This is a genomic window from Mycobacterium fragae, from assembly GCF_002102185.1.
Taxonomy (GTDB): domain Bacteria; phylum Actinomycetota; class Actinomycetes; order Mycobacteriales; family Mycobacteriaceae; genus Mycobacterium; species Mycobacterium fragae.
In genome coordinates this window covers 555921-570489 of sequence record NZ_LQOW01000031.1, presented here as the reverse complement: position 1 = coordinate 570489, position 14569 = coordinate 555921, and the positions used below count along the sequence as shown (strand labels likewise).

General features: G+C 64.9%; 8 protein-coding genes. 1 reads left to right on the top strand and 7 read right to left on the bottom strand.

Annotated features, from left to right (window positions below; translation table 11 throughout):
* The first annotated feature begins 146 nt into the window (after window positions 1-146).
* Window positions 147-1538 carry an FAD-dependent oxidoreductase gene (locus AWC06_RS21045; protein WP_139820185.1) on the top strand — a complete coding sequence of 464 codons (1392 nt, stop codon included), beginning with the start codon at window positions 147-149 and terminating at the stop codon, window positions 1536-1538.
* Between the two features lie 5 nt (window positions 1539-1543).
* Here the strand turns inward: AWC06_RS21045 and AWC06_RS21040 are convergent, their stop codons facing one another.
* The 7 genes from AWC06_RS21040 to dprE2 form a co-directional block, all read right to left on the bottom strand.
* Entirely contained in the window at window positions 1544-4696 is a 3153-nt protein-coding gene (locus AWC06_RS21040) for an adenylate/guanylate cyclase domain-containing protein (protein WP_085199894.1), read from the bottom strand.
* The gene (locus tag AWC06_RS21035) at window positions 4693-7854 is read right to left on the bottom strand and encodes an ATP-binding protein (RefSeq protein WP_085199893.1); all 3162 of its coding nucleotides are present in this window, start codon (window positions 7852-7854) and stop codon (window positions 4693-4695) included. Before AWC06_RS21035 ends, AWC06_RS21040 begins: the two co-directional genes overlap by 4 nt.
* Window positions 7851-11021, bottom strand: a complete 3171-nt coding sequence (locus tag AWC06_RS21030) for an adenylate/guanylate cyclase domain-containing protein (protein WP_085199892.1) — start codon at window positions 11019-11021, stop codon at window positions 7851-7853. The genes AWC06_RS21035 and AWC06_RS21030 overlap by 4 nt, the downstream gene beginning before the upstream one ends.
* Before the next feature lie 87 nt (window positions 11022-11108).
* Window positions 11109-11873, bottom strand: a complete 765-nt coding sequence (locus AWC06_RS21025; protein WP_085199891.1) for a cobalt-precorrin-6A reductase — start codon at window positions 11871-11873, stop codon at window positions 11109-11111.
* A complete protein-coding gene (cobM, locus tag AWC06_RS21020; RefSeq protein ID WP_085199890.1) occupies window positions 11873-12622 on the bottom strand; it encodes a precorrin-4 C(11)-methyltransferase in 750 nt (249 codons plus the stop codon). Before cobM ends, AWC06_RS21025 begins: the two co-directional genes overlap by 1 nt.
* On the bottom strand, window positions 12619-13794 hold the full coding sequence (gene cbiE, locus AWC06_RS21015) for a precorrin-6y C5,15-methyltransferase (decarboxylating) subunit CbiE (protein ID WP_085199889.1): 1176 nt from the start codon (window positions 13792-13794) through the stop codon (window positions 12619-12621). Before cbiE ends, cobM begins: the two co-directional genes overlap by 4 nt.
* A complete protein-coding gene (gene dprE2, locus AWC06_RS21010) occupies window positions 13791-14540 on the bottom strand; it encodes a decaprenylphospho-beta-D-erythro-pentofuranosid-2-ulose 2-reductase (protein ID WP_085199888.1) in 750 nt (249 codons plus the stop codon). Before dprE2 ends, cbiE begins: the two co-directional genes overlap by 4 nt.
* Between the last annotated feature and the right edge of the window lie 29 nt (window positions 14541-14569).

The following is a 14569-nucleotide window of genomic DNA, read 5'->3' as shown; positions in this document are numbered from 1 at the left end:
TTCCGCCGGCTGACGAGGCACTTCAGCAGTGATTACCGTTGCGACGCGCGCCGGGAAATTCGGGTAGTCGGCTACGCTGTCCGGCCCGGCTTGTCCCCGTGAACATGGGTTTCGTCTACCGACGCGTCGACGAAAGCGGGTGCGAAATGGCCAAGATCGGTGATCACGCGGTGGTCTTGGGCGCGAGCATGGCCGGGCTGCTGGCTGCCCGGGCGCTGACCGAATTCTTCGAAACGGTCACGGTGGTGGAGCGCGACATACTGCCCGACAACCCCGCCAACCGCCGCGGCGTGCCGCAGGGACGCCACCTACATGCCCTGTTGGCTCGGGGCGCGCAGGTGTTGGACGAGCTGTTCCCCGGGATTCTCGACGAGATGGTCGCGGGTGGCGCGCCTTACTTCGATGGCCAGGACTTGTCGAAGTTGCACTACGATCTGGGCGGTCACCGGGTGGTCAGCACGGGTTCGGTCGAGGCTTTCACCGCCTATATGACCAGTAGGCCGTTCCTGGAGTACCACGTCCGGCGGCGGGTCTGTGCCATCGCGAACATCAGGTTGCTGGACAACCACGACGTTGTCGAGTTGATGGTGAGGCCGGACTGCACCCGCGTCACCGGCGTCCTCACCGTTGACCGGGGCAGCCGAGATGAATCGATCCTGACCGCCGATCTGATTGTCGATGCGACGGGTCGCGCCTCCCGCACACCCGCGTGGCTGGAAGGACTGGGCTACGACCGCCCGGTCGAAGACCATGTAGTGGTGCATCTGGCCTATGCCAGTCAGGTGCTGCGGATGGCGCCCGATGCACTCCACGAAATGGGTGTCCTCATCGGTCCGGTACCCGGTCGCCCCACCGGACTGGGGCTTCTTGGTTGCGAAAATGACACGTGGTTGCTCACCTTGATCGGAATGGCCGGCCACAAGCCGCCTCGCGAGCTGTCCGCGATGTGGAGCTTCGCCGAAGGGTTCACTCCCGGGCATGTGCTGGCCGCCGTGCGCAATGCTGAACCCATCGGGGAGGTCGCGTGCCATCGTGTTCCGTCCAGCCAATGGCGCCGATATGACAAGATGCAGCGATTCCCCAAGGGACTGTTGGTCATCGGCGACGCGATCTGCAGCTTCAACCCCGTCTACGGGCAAGGCATGACGGTGGCCGCGCTGGAAACTTTGGCATTGCGTGGCTGCTTATCCACCGGCACAAGCGACTTGGCTTGGCGATTCTTCCGCGCAACGGCACGACCGATCCGCCAGGCGTGGCAACTGGCGGCCGGTGGTGACCTCGCGCTGCCCGAAATCGACGGCCACCGGCCGCTGGCGACGCGACTGCTCAACGGATATGTGGATCGCGTGCTGACCGCAGCGGAATTCGACACCGCCGCGCTCAATCAGTTCTTCAAGGTAACCGCACTCATCGATCCGCCGAACCGGCTGCTGCGCCCTGCCATCGTGTGGCGTGCGGCATCGGCCAACTACCGTCGGCGACAGCATGACAGCCAGATCCGCGAGCCCGCCGCCGTTGTCGAAGAGGTAGCGATCTAAGGGTCCTACATCGTCTCGGCCATCGCGATATGACCTTCGAAGCCAAGCGATGTCGCCATGGTGCGATAGCGTTCGACGAAGTCGCAGTAGCTTTGATCGTCACCGCGGGCCTTGGCCAATAACGCGCGGAGTCGTAGCAGGGCAATCTCGTAGAGCACGAAACCAGGCTCGACGGGCACGGCCGCCAACCGCTCGATTGCGGCCTGTGCTTCGTGCATGTCGGCTTCGGCGCCGCGTTGCAGCAATGTCTCGACCAACACTGTGATGGCCGCTCCACGGAAAATCATTTCACCGGTGGCGAATTCATGGTCCACGGCCGTGCGGAGGATCTCGATGGCGCCGTCGAGATCACCGATGCGTGCCTTCTCCGTGGCACTTGCCAGGTCGATCAGGTGCAACGCGGCCGTGAGAAAGCGGTTCTCCAACACAGCATCACGGGCCATCGCAATTAGGCGAAAGCCATCGCGGCGTTCTGGGCCGTCCGATTGAGCCAGTACCAGGCCGCATAGCAGTCGAGCAGCCATCAGCGCATAGTCGTCGCCGCGCTGTTCTGCCAGTTTCAGTGTCTCGGCGGTGTCCTGCACCATCGGGGTATCCAAGCGCAGCAGTCCAATCTGAATTAAGCCGTAGATACACCTCAGCTCAAGTACGGCACGCCCACCCGGGTTGAGCTCGCGGCACATCGTGGCCGACTCTTCAAGCTCGCGCTTCCACTCCGGTTGGCCCAAACAGGCCTGCGCGGCAGCTCGTACCATCAGCGCCAATATCAGCGGCGTTTCGATGATGAGATCGCCCATATGCGGATCGCCGTCGGCCAGGTCAATCATGTGCTGCGCCAGCCTCACGCACTCGGTTGCCTCGCCCACACTTAGCTTTGGGGTCAGCGCCGTCCACAGCAGCGCAACCGTCAGCGTTGGGTCAGCGATGGACTCCAGCAGCATTGCGAGTTCGGTTGACAGCTGCGATGCGTCGCGATGACGCTCGTGGCCGGCGAGTGCCGCTATTTGCCCGGCCATTCCGATGGCGAGTGACCGTTTGTCATCGGCGGCGGAGCACATCTCGCGGAGCTCGTCGAATCCGGCGTCGGCGACGCTACCCCCGGCGCGCCAGGTGGTTGCACAGAGCCGGGCCCGTGGCGCGATGCGCATCGCGGTGCGGTCGGGATCATCGGCCGGCAGTCGGTCGGCAATCTGGCGTGCTCGCTGCCAACTAGTCCATGCCGCACCGATATCGCGGTATGCACGCAACCACGTACCGGCGCGCATGTGCCAACCGAATGCCTCGTGCAGGTCGCCGGCAGCCTCCAGATGCTCGGCGATCAATGGCCCGTTTTCGTCGGTTTGTTCGATGGCCGCGGCCAGTCGCCGATGCAGCTCGGCACGCTCCGACTTCAACTGAGATTCGTAGGCCACCGTGCGGATCAATGGGTGCCGAAATGCGTACTCGGCGCGGGGTGTGAACATCACCTGATCGATGAGTTCGGCCTCAGTTAACGGCATTACGACAGGGTTGTCGACGAGTGTGGTCAGCAGCTCCTCGCCAAACCGCAGACCGATCACCGCGGCGGCTTTCAGAGTGCGTTTAGCGGACGTGTCGAGTCGGTCGATGCGCGCGGCGATAGCGGCCTGCAAGGTGGCCGGCACCTCTAGCTCGGCGACCTCACCCAAGCACTGATATGCACCACGTTCACCGGAGAGCACGCCGCGATCGGCGAGATCGTGCACAATCTGCTCTGCGAAAAACGGGTTGCCGGCGGCTCTTTCGCGGACCTGGTTCGCCAGCCCGGTAATGGACGGATGCGATCCGAGCAACTCGCCGATCAACGCCGCGGTTTGCGAGTCATCCAGTGGGGCAAGCGCAATGGTCTGCGCTCCCGGTGTCCTGCTGAGCGCACCCCGGTATTCGGGCCGGTAGGTGACCAACACCAGCGAGTAGGTCCGTGGAATCACCGCCAGGAAATCAGCCAGCATGGCTTCGCTGGCCTGGTCGATCCAATGCGCGTCTTCGATGACATACACACGGGTCGTAGAGCGAGCCAGCGCAGCCGTATTCAGTAGCGCGGTCAGCCGTCGCCGTCGAGCATCGGGCGCGATGGCGGGCAGTTCGATCGCCGGATCGCGAATGCCGAGCAGGGCGTCGAGGAGCACCAGGTCAGCGGAATCCGCGTCTGGCAGTTGGGCTCGGACTTGGGCCCGCGCCGCGTCATCGTCGTGACCGTCTGTCCCCAGCACCGCCCGCAACAGTCTTGTCACCGCGTGGAAGGCAATCTCGCTGGTATGAGATTCGCAATATGTCGAAAAAACCTGCACGCCACGTCTTTCCGCAATGGCGGTGGTCTCTGCGACGATGCGGCTCTTGCCAATGCCGGGCGGGCCGACCACACCGGCCACGCAGCCCTGGCCCTTTATCGACCGATCCAGCATCGCGGTCAGGGCGGCGAGTTCCCAATCCCGACCCACCAGAGTTGAGGCATGTGGGCCGATGCGCCCGCGCGAGGCCAGCGCGACGAGACTTCGTGCCGGCACCGGATCGGCGGCGCCCTTGATATGCACCAGTTGCGGTTCGCCGAATACAGCCGTGCCCTCGACGAGTCGGGCGGTGGACTCGCTGAGCATCACGCCCCCCTGCGGCGCGACGGACTCCATGCGCTGGGCCATGCCGACGTGGCTACCGACCGCCGTGTAACCCAGGGCGCCGGAGCCGATCTCACCGGCGATCACTTCGCCAGAGTTCAGTCCGACCCTTAGCTGCAGATCGATACCGTCTTTGGCTTCCAGCTCGACGGCCAGGTGCTCGGCTTCCTCCTGGATATCCTGCGCGGCCAAACATGCACGAAAGGCGTGGTCCTCCAACGCTACTGGTGCTCCGAAGAGCGCCATGATGCCGTCGCCGGTGAATTTGTCGACGGTGCCGCCGTAACGCCGCACCACCACTGAGGCGCGTTCGACCAGCTCGGTCATGATTTCCCGCAACCGCTCTGCTCCGACGGCCGCTGCGATGTCCATCGAATGCACGACGTCGGCGAACAACACCGTCACCTGCTTGTACTCCGCGGGTGCCGCCGTCGTTGAAACTGCCGCGCCGCACTCATTGCAGAACTTGGCTCGCGGCGGCAGCCCCGTCCCACAGGCTGGGCAGACCAATTCCACGGCCGTCATGCCATCGCCTCGGCCCAAGCCATATGACCTTCGAACCCAAGCGATGTCGCCATCGCGCGATAGCGGTCCGCGAAGTCACGGTAGGCAACCTCGTCACCGTGCGCGTGGGCCAGCAGTGCACGCATCTTCAACAGCGGTAGTTCGAACAGCACGAAGCCGGGATCGACAGCTACGGCCGCGAGTCGCTCAATTGCCGCCTGTGCCTCCCGTAGGTCAGCCTGAGTTCCACGGCGTAGCAGCGACTCCACCAGGTTGGCGGTCACCGGACCTCGGATGATCATTTCTCCGTTCTCGAAGGTGTCGTTGAGGACAGCGCGAAACATCTCGATTCCCTCGTTGATTTCTCCGCTTTGCGTCTTGTGTGCAGCGATCTGGACGTCGTTCAGGAGCACGCCAAGGCGATTTTCATTTCTCAGCGCCGATTCCCGGGCCAGCGCAAGGAGGTGCCAACCCATCGCGTCGTCCGCGCCGGCGTGAAGGAGCCGTGTTGCACCATACGCCGAGCGAGCCATCGACAGTGTGAAGTCGTCGCCGGATTGCTCCGCGATCTGCACCATCTCACCCGCCCTGGTCAGCGCAGTAACGTCGGGTTGCAGGGCTCCATTGACGACGGCTATGTAGTAGGGATAGACCGCCACGATGACCCGGGCGACCGCATCGGCATTGCGTGCCAATGTGTTGGCCTCGTCGAAGTCGTCCTTCCATCCCGGAATTCCCAGACAACAACGCGCCAAGCCACGGAGCATGGTCGCTTGTGCCAGCGGCGATCCGAGGAGCATGTCACCCTTGTTGACATCGCCGTCGGCCAGATCGATGACACTCTGCGTGAGCCGCATCGCCTCGCGCACTTCCCCGGCATGGAACTTCGCCGTCATCGCGCCGTGCAGCAGGCCGACCGTCAACGTTGGATCGCCAATGGCCTCGAGGAGCCGCGCCTGCTCCGAAGCGAGCAACGCGGCCTGACGATGCTGATTGAGAAGAGTCAGCGTCACCGGAACCCCCGCCATCCCGATCGCTAACGACACCTGATCGCCTGTGGCGGTACACAGGTCTCGCAGTTCATCGAAGCCGCTGTCGGCAAGGCTCTCCCCACCGCGAAAGGTGCTCGTGCACAACAGCCTAAGTGCCTCGATCCGCATCGCGGTACGGCCAGGGATGTCGGCCGGTAGCCGGTCGGCGACATCGCGCGCCCGCCGCCAGCTTGTCCGCGCCGCAGCGATGTCGCGGTTGGTCAGCCAATTACCGGCTCGCATATGCCAGGTGAAAGCTGCCTGGAGATCGCCGGCGGCCTCAAGGTGCTCCGCGATCAGTGCAGCTTGTTCCTCGACCGGTCCCGGTGCGCGCGCTTCGATCACGTCCGCCAGTCGCCTGTGCAGTTCGGCGCGGTCGGCCTTCAGTTGTGATTCGTAGGCCACCGTGCGAATCAATGGGTGCCGGAATGCATACTCAACGCCTGGAGTGAATTGCACTTGATCGATGAGTTCCGCCTCGACGAGCGCGTCGAAGGTCGGGTTGATCCCCAGGTGCGTCAGCAGGTCAGGACTGAACCGCGATCCGATGATCGCCGCGGCGCTCAGCGTCTTCTTGGCCGCAAGCTCCAGCCGGTCTATACGGGCAGCGATCGTCGCGTGCAAGGTAGCTGGGACGCTGACATCGGCGGTATCGCTGGACAGTGTGTAGCAGCCGCGATGGCCGTCGAGCACACCGCGCTCGGCGAGATCGCGCACGATCTCCTCGGTGAAGAACGGATTACCTGCCGCCCGGTCGACGATGTGTGCGGCCACTACGCCGACCGACGAATGCGAGCCCAACAACTCACTTGTCAGTGTCCACGTCTGGGCGTTACTCAGAGGACGAAGCGCGATCGTCTGAGCTTCAGCGAACTTCGCTAGCGCGCCCTGATATTCGGGGCGGTAGGTGATCAACACGATAGAGCGGGTTCGCGGAACCACGAGTAGGAAATTGGCCAGCATGGCTTCGCTGATGTCGTCGATCCAGTGCGCGTCCTCGATCACGTACAGGGCCGGCTGGCGTCGGGCCAGCGATGAGGCGTTGATCAAAGCGGTCAACCGTCGCCGACGAGCGTCAGCCTCTATGTTCGGCAGGGCGACCTCGGGATCAGCGATACCCAGCAAGTCGTCAAGAAGGAGAAGATCGTCGGGGTCTGCACCGGGAACTTGGGCGCGGACATGTGCGCGGGCCGCCGCATCGTCGAGATCCCCCAGCCCGAAGCCGGCACGCGACAATTGTGCCACTGCGTGGAACGGAACGTCACTCGTGTGGGACTCGCAATAAGTGGTGAATGCTTCCACTCCGCGGCGGTTGGCCAACTTAATGACCTCGCGGGCGAGTCGGCTCTTACCGATGCCGGGAGGTCCCAGAAGACTGATCACGCCACCGGCACCGTTTAGCGCCTCGTCGAGGATCGCGGTAACGGTGTTCAGTTCCCAGGTCCGCCCCACCAGTGTCGACTCCCGTCGTGTGGTGCTGTGTTTGGCTGCGGTTGCGAGCAATCGTCGTACAGCAACGGGAGTTTCAGCTCCTTTAATGCGCACCAGCTCCGGTTCACCTAGAACAGTGGCATGCTCCACGAGCCGGACGGTGGATGAGCTGAGCAACACCCCACCCGGCGGCGCTACCGATTCCATCCGCTGGGCCATCCCCACTTGCTCACCGATCGCGGTATAACTTGCGTTAGAACCAATTTCTCCCGCTATCACCTCGCCGGAGTTCAGGCCTATCCGCAGCTGCAGGGTGACGCCATCACGGGCTTCGAAGTCGCCGGAAAGCTGCTTCACCCGCTCCTGGATCTCCAGAGCCGCCAGGCATGCGCGAAAGGCGTGGTCCTCCAACGCTACTGGCGCCCCGAAGAGCGCCATGATCCCGTCGCCGGTGAATTTGTCGACGGTGCCGCCATAACGCTGCACCACCGACGACGCGCGCTCGACCAGTTCGGTCATGATCTCGCGCAGCCGCTCTGCTCCGACCGCCGCCGCGATGTCCATCGAATGCACCACGTCGGCGAACAGCACCGTCACCTGTTTGTACTCCGCGGGTGCCGCCCTCGTTGAAACTGCCGCGCCGCACTCATTGCAGAACTTGGCTCGCGGCGGCAGCCCCGTACCGCACGCTGGGCACATCAATTCCACGGCCGTCATGCCATCGCTCCGGCCCAAGCCATATGACCTTCGAACCCAAGCGATGTCGCCATCGCGCGATAGCGGTCCGCGAAGTCGCGGAAAGCAACCTCGTCACCGCGCGCCCGCGCGAGGAGGGCGTGCAGCCGCAGCAGCCAGATCTCACGTGCCGCCGAATCGTCATCGGCCGGCGCGGCCGCCAACCGGCTGATCGTGGTCTCGACTTCCTCTACGTCATCCTCGGCACCACGGTCCAACAACGTCTCCGCAAAAATTGAGGCGCCAGGAACGTAGTACAACAGCTGTTCGGTGCCGAACATATGGGCTACTGCCTGGCGCATTATCGGTAGCGCATCATCGTGATGTCCCTGACAGGCCCTTTCATAAGCTGCCCAGAAGTCCACAGCGGGTAGCTCAGAGAGGAAAAACCTTCCGTGTAGACACATGTCGCGGACCTGTGCGAGCATCTCCCGTCCGCGCTCGCGCTCTGCCGAAGCATCTCGGTTGACCAGGGCGAGACCCAGCACATATTTCGTCAGGCCCACTGCGGTGTCGTCGGCCGATGCTTCGGCGATCCGCAACGCTTCGTCGATCTCCCGCAACGCGCTGTCGTCGACGAGAAGGACCCCGTTTGCTAACGAGAATCCGTACATCCAGGCGAGGATCGCCCCGTGGGTTACCGGATCGGTGCCCCGGGCAAGTTCGACTGCGGACGCCAAGTCCTCCCGCCATCCGGGATGGCCCATGCAGGAGTGAGCAATCCCCCGCATGACCAATGCAACCGCAAGTGGCGATTCGAAGATGAGATTGCCACCCTTGGTGGGATCACCGTCGGCCAGGCTGACGACTGTCTGCGACCAGCGCAGCCCGTCGGCTAAATCGCCCGCCAGGATCTTCAGGACAATTGCAACCGCTCCGAGCCCGAGCGTGAGGGTCGGATCACCGATCGACTCGACGAGCACCATATATTCAGATACCTGCTGCGACGCCTCCCGCACACGACCCCGGACGTAATACTCCATTGCCAGCCCCGCCATCCCGATCGCCAGCGACGCCTTGTCGTCCGCAGCAGTGCACAACTCCCGCAGTTCTGCAAAGCGTTGGGAGGAACCAGCATCCATACCGCGAAATACGTGACTGCACAGCATTGTCCGGGGCGCAATGCGCATTGCGGTATGGTCCGGGTCATCGGTCGGCAACGCATCGGCGATCTGGACGGCACGCTCCCAACTGACCCTCGCCGCGGCGATGTCGCGGTTCGTCGACCACACACCGGCACGCATATGCCACTCGTAGGCGGCACGCATATCGCGGGCCGCCGCCAAGTGCTCGGCAATCAGCGCGGCATTCTGGTCATGCTGTTCAATCGCTGCGGCGAGGCGTCGATGCGATTGAGCGCGATCCGATTTCAGCTGTGAATCGTAGGCAACGCTGCGGATCAACGGATGGCGAAACACATACTCGGCACGCTGAGTGAACACAATCTGGTCGACCAGCTCGGCCCGCACCAGTTCGTCGAGGGCAGGGTCAATCCCCAGCGTTTCTAACTGCGTGAAGCTAAAGCGTGACCCGACCACCGCCGCAGCGTTCAACGTCCGTTTGGCAGCCGGGTCGAGGCGGTCGATGCGCGCCGCAATGGCCGCCTGCAAGGTGCCCGGGACGCTCACATCGGCCAGCTCCTCTGAGCAGGTATAAGCTCCACGCTCGCCGACCAGCACTCCGCGCTCGGTCAGATCGCGCACGATTTCCTCGGCGAAGAATGGGTTCCCCGCGGCGCGGTTCGCTATGACGTCGACGATGCCGGCGACCGATGTATCCGACCCGACCAACTCAGCGGTCAGCCCCGAAATATCCGAATCGTCCAGGGGTTCCAGGGCAATGGTCTGCGATCTCGGGGTATGGGCAAGTGCGCCGGCATATTCCGGGCGGTAAGTAATCAAGACCAGCGATGGGGTCCGCGGCGCCACCGAGAGGAAATCGGCCAGCATCGACTCGCTGACCTCGTCGATCCAGTGCGCATCCTCGATGACATAGACCGCCGGGGTGGTGCGGGCCAACGAGGCGGCATTCACCAGCGACGTCAACCGACGACGGCGCGCATCCGGATCGATCTGCGGCAGAGCTACATTCGGATCTCCGATGCCGAGGAGATCCTCCAAGAGGACGACATCCTCGCTGTCCGCATCTGAAACCCGCGTCCGCACCTGCGCTCGCGCCGCCGCAGCGTCGAGATCGCTTACCCCGAAGGCTGCGCGCAACAACCCGGCGACGGCGTGAAATGGGATTTCGCTGGTATGTGATTCGCAATAGCAGTTGAAGACCTCGACGCCACGGCGGTTTGCGAGCGCAGTCGTTTCGAGGACGATGCGGCTCTTGCCAATTCCCGGCGGGCCGACCACGCTTACAACACAGCCTTTCCCGGCGATCGACTGGTCCAAAATGCCGGTAAGCGCACTTATTTCCCAATGGCGTCCAACGAAAGTCGAGAACGCTCGGTCGATTCGCCGATGCGTCTCCACACCGAGCAGGCAGCGTGCGGGCACGGGCTGGGCAACGCCCTTGATGGGTACCATCTCCGGTTTGCCGAGCACCGCGTTGGCTTCAACCAGTCGCGCGGTCGACTCGCTGAGCATCACCCCACCGGGCGGTGCGACTGATTCCATCCGCTGAGCCATCCCGACCTGCTCACCGATCGCGGTGTAACCCCATGATCCCGAACCGATTTCGCCGGCGATAACCTGTCCTGAATTGAGGCCGATTCGCAGCTGTAGCGCCACGCCATCAGTGCGCTCAACCTCTGCTGCAAGGCGTTCGGTTTCCTTTTGGATGTCCAGCGCGGCAAGACATGCCCGAATTGCGTGATCCTCCAGCGCCACCGGTGCGCCGAATACCGTCATAATCCCGTCGCCGGTGAATTTGTCGACGGTGCCGCCATAGCGCTGCACCACCGTCGACGCGCGTTCGACAAGCTCGGTCATGATCTCCCGCAACCGCTCGGCACCAAGCCTCGACGCGATGTCCATCGAATGCACCACGTCCGCGAACAGCACCGTCACGTGCTTGTACTCGGCGGCGGTACCTGGCGCAGCGAGCGGCGATCCGCACTCGTCGCAGAACTTGGCGTTTGCCCGCAATGCCGTGCCGCAGGCCGCGCACGCCAACCCAGCGGTTACGGTCCCGTCGCTCACGTCACTATGGTGACACCGGCTGTGCCTCTACGCTGGGAAAACGCTGTGAACCTCCGGGACACCTTCGTCGTCGGGGCTCAGGTGACGCTAAGGCTGCTCATCTCGACCTGCATCCTCAATCGGCTCGCGCGGCCGGAGGCGGACCCATTCGGCAGCCTCGTCGACGGTTCCCACCGTCATCACCCCGGCCGGCAGCGGCGGGCGATCCACCATCACCACCGGCACCTCGAGCGCCGCGGCGGCGTCCAGCTTGGCCCGCGTCATATCGCCGCCGCTGTTCTTGGTGACCAGCGCGTCGATCCGGTGCTCCTGCAGCAACGCATATTCTCCGTCATAGTCATACGGCCCGCGAGACAGCAGCAGTTGGTGGTGGCGCGGCAGCATGCCGGGGTCGGGCGCGGTGACGGCCCGGATCAAGAACCACGCGTCGCTCTCCGCGAAGGCCGCCACACCGGATCGGCCAGTGGTGAGAAATATCCGGGAGAACCGTTGACTGGCCACCACTTCGGCTGCATGCACATCCGAGCTCACCACGACGGCATCGCCCGAATCCCACGCGGGACGGGCCAGCACGAGATAAGGCAGCTCTAGTTCCCCACAAACCTCGGCGGTATGCGCGGTGATTGTGGCCGCGAACGGATGGGTGGCGTCGACGACCGCGTCGATGTGCTCGTCGCGCAGCCACTTTCGCAGGCCCTCGACACCGCCGAATCCGCCAATCCGCACCGGGCCAACCGGAAGCGCCGGGTCCGGCACGCGTCCGGCCAGCGAGCTGATGACGTCGACACGGCCATGCAGCCTCGCTGCCAGCGTGCGCGCCTCGGCGGTGCCGCCGAGCAGCAATACCCGCATCAGTGTCGCGCTCGCCTTGCTACCGAATACAAGTAGCTGTCGGTGAATCCCTCGGCGGCCAGCACATCGCCGACGATGATGACGGCGGTCTTGGTGATCCCGGCATCGTGCATCTGCCCGGCGATATCGCCCAGAGTTCCGCGCAGTACGACCTGCTGCGGCCAGCTGGCGAAAGCCACTACCGCCGTGGGTGTTTCGGTACGGTAGCTGCCGCCCAGCAGCTGCGGCACGATCGCATCTATCTGCGCGGCGGCCAGGTGCAGCACCAAAGTTCCACCGGCCTTCGCGAGTGTCGCCAGATCCTCACCGGGCGGCATCGGAGTCGACACCGTCGCGATCCGGGTCAGTGTCACCGTCTGGGCCACCCCGGGGACGGTGAGCTCGCGGCCCAGCGCGGCGGCGGCCGCAGCGAAAGCCGGTACGCCGGGCACGATTTCGTAGCCGATACCGAGCCCGTCGAGTCGACGGCATTGTTCGGCCAGCGCGCTGTACAGCGACGGGTCGCCGGAGTGTAGCCGCGCCACGTCGTGGCCGGCGGCATCGGCGTCGGCGATCTCGGTGATGACCTGTTCCAGTGTGCGCGGTCCCGTGTCGACGATCTTCGCGTCGGGCGGGCAGAGCGCCAGCAGGTCATCGGGCATGATCGAGCCGGCATACAGGCACACCGGGCACCTTTCGAGCAGCCGTTGGCCGCGCACGGTGATCAAGTCGGCGGCACCTGGTCCCGCGCCGATGAAGTACACCGTCATTGCTTGGTCACCGCCCACTGGGTGACCGGCAGCTGCGGGCGCCAACCGGTGAAGCCCCCCAGCGGCTCGCCCCGGTAATGCTGAAAGCGGCGAAGCGTGCCGCCCAGCTTCGAGTGTGCTTGCACCACAACGGCTTCCGACTCAGCCGTGACGGCGTTGGCCACCAGGCGGCCACCGGCGGGCAGCTGATCGAGGCACGCGTCGAGCAGACCGGGCTGAGTCAGCCCGCCTCCGATGAAGATGACAGACGGCTCGGGCGCGCCGTCGAACGCCCCGGGCGCCTCGCCACGGACATCGATTTCCAGGCCTGAGGCTGCGGCGTTGGCCCTGATGTTGACCCGGCGCCGCTCGTCACGTTCGAACGCCACCGCGGCGCAGCCGCGCCAGCTGCGGCACCACTCGACGGCGATGCTGCCCGAGCCGGCACCGACGTCCCACAACCGCTCCCCCGGCCGCGGCGCCAACACCGCCATCGTCACCGCCCGCATGCTCTGTTTGGTGATCTGCCCGTCGTGGACGAACGCATCGTCGGGCAAGGACGCCGTCCGCTCATCGGGGAGGTAGCGGATGGCGATCACGTTGAGATCGTCGACGTCGACCGGCGAGTCAGTAGCCCACTCCCTGGCGGTGCCGTCGCGGCGGCGCTCCTTCGGGCCCCCGAGCTGTTCGAGCACGCTGAACTCGGAGTCGCCGCGGCCATACGCATCGAGCAGCATCGCCAGCGCCTTGGGTGTGGTTCCGTCGCTCGACAACACGATCGCCTGGCCGCCGCGGCGCACCGCGGTCCGCGGCGCCGCCGAGACCAGGCTGATCACCTCGGTGTCCTGCACCGTCCAACCCATCCGCGCGCACGCCAGCGTCACCGCCGAGACGTGCGGCAACACCGTCACCCGCTCAGGCCCGAACAGCCGGATCAACGTGCTGCCGATGCCGTGCAGCAGTGGGTCGCCACTGGCCAGCACGTGCACGTCCTCGCGGTGGCCATCGAGCAACGTGCGCAGGGCAGGCAGCATCGGCGACGGCCACTGCCGGCGAGATGCCGCCACCGTGTCATCGAGCAAGTCGAGTTGCCGCGCTGATCCGTAAACAACTGTGGCCCTGCGTAATTCGCACTGCGACACCTCCGACAAGCCCGCCATGCCGTCGGCGCCAATTCCCACAACGACGATCATCTCGGCATCCTGCGCCAGATAAACTGCGGCAACAGCCGCAAGCAGAAAAACATCGGCTGCAATGCCCACGGCACCCACACCGTGCGCCGCCGCTTGCGTAGCGCCCGCGCCGTCGCGGCGGCCACCTGAGCGGGAGTGCTGGCCAGCGGCGCCGGCGTCATACCGTGCGTCATCCGCCCGATGACGAACCCGGGCCGCACGATCAACAGCCGCACCCCAGTGCCGTGCAGCGCGTCGGCCAGCCCGCTGGCGAAGCCATCCAGGCCGGCCTTCGCCGAGCCGTACACGTAGTTGGCCCGGCGCACCCGCACCCCGGCCACCGAGGAGAAGACCACCAGCGTCCCGCGACCGGCGCGCCGCATCGCCGCAGCCAGATGCGTGAGCAGGCTCACCTGCGCGACGTAGTCCGTGTGCACGACGGCCACCGCGTGCGCGGCATCGGTCTCGGCGCGAGCCGCATCCCCGAGGACCCCGAACGCCAGTACCGCGGTGTCGAGCGGGCCGTGGTCGGCGATGATCGACGTGACCAGCGTGCCGTGGGAGTCCAGGTCGTCGGCGTCGAACTCCCGGGCGTAGACCGCCGTCGCCCCGGCGGCGCGGACTGCCGCGATCTGCTCGCCAAGCCGGTCGGCGCCGCGTGCGGCGAGCACAACCGTCGCGCCGGGAGCCAGCCGCTGGGCGAGTTCGGTGCCGATCTCGCTGCGCCCGCCGAGGATCAGCACCGTCGGAGCGCCCGTGTCATCCACGGCCCCGATTATTGCCTGCGCTAGCGTGA

Bases quoted from the DNA above. Each gene is read 5' to 3' on its own strand.
- AWC06_RS21045 (WP_139820185.1), top strand. From the start codon at position 147: ATGGCCAAGATCGGTGATCACGCGGTGGTCTTGGGCGCGAGCATGGCC.
- AWC06_RS21035 (WP_085199893.1), bottom strand. From the start codon at position 7,854: ATGACGGCCGTGGAATTGATGTGCCCAGCGTGCGGTACGGGGCTGCCG.
- AWC06_RS21040 (WP_085199894.1), bottom strand. From the start codon at position 4,696: ATGACGGCCGTGGAATTGGTCTGCCCAGCCTGTGGGACGGGGCTGCCG.
- cobM (WP_085199890.1), bottom strand. From the start codon at position 12,622: ATGACGGTGTACTTCATCGGCGCGGGACCAGGTGCCGCCGACTTGATC.
- cbiE (WP_085199889.1), bottom strand. From the start codon at position 13,794: ATGATCGTCGTTGTGGGAATTGGCGCCGACGGCATGGCGGGCTTGTCG.
- AWC06_RS21025 (WP_085199891.1), bottom strand. From the start codon at position 11,873: ATGCGGGTATTGCTGCTCGGCGGCACCGCCGAGGCGCGCACGCTGGCA.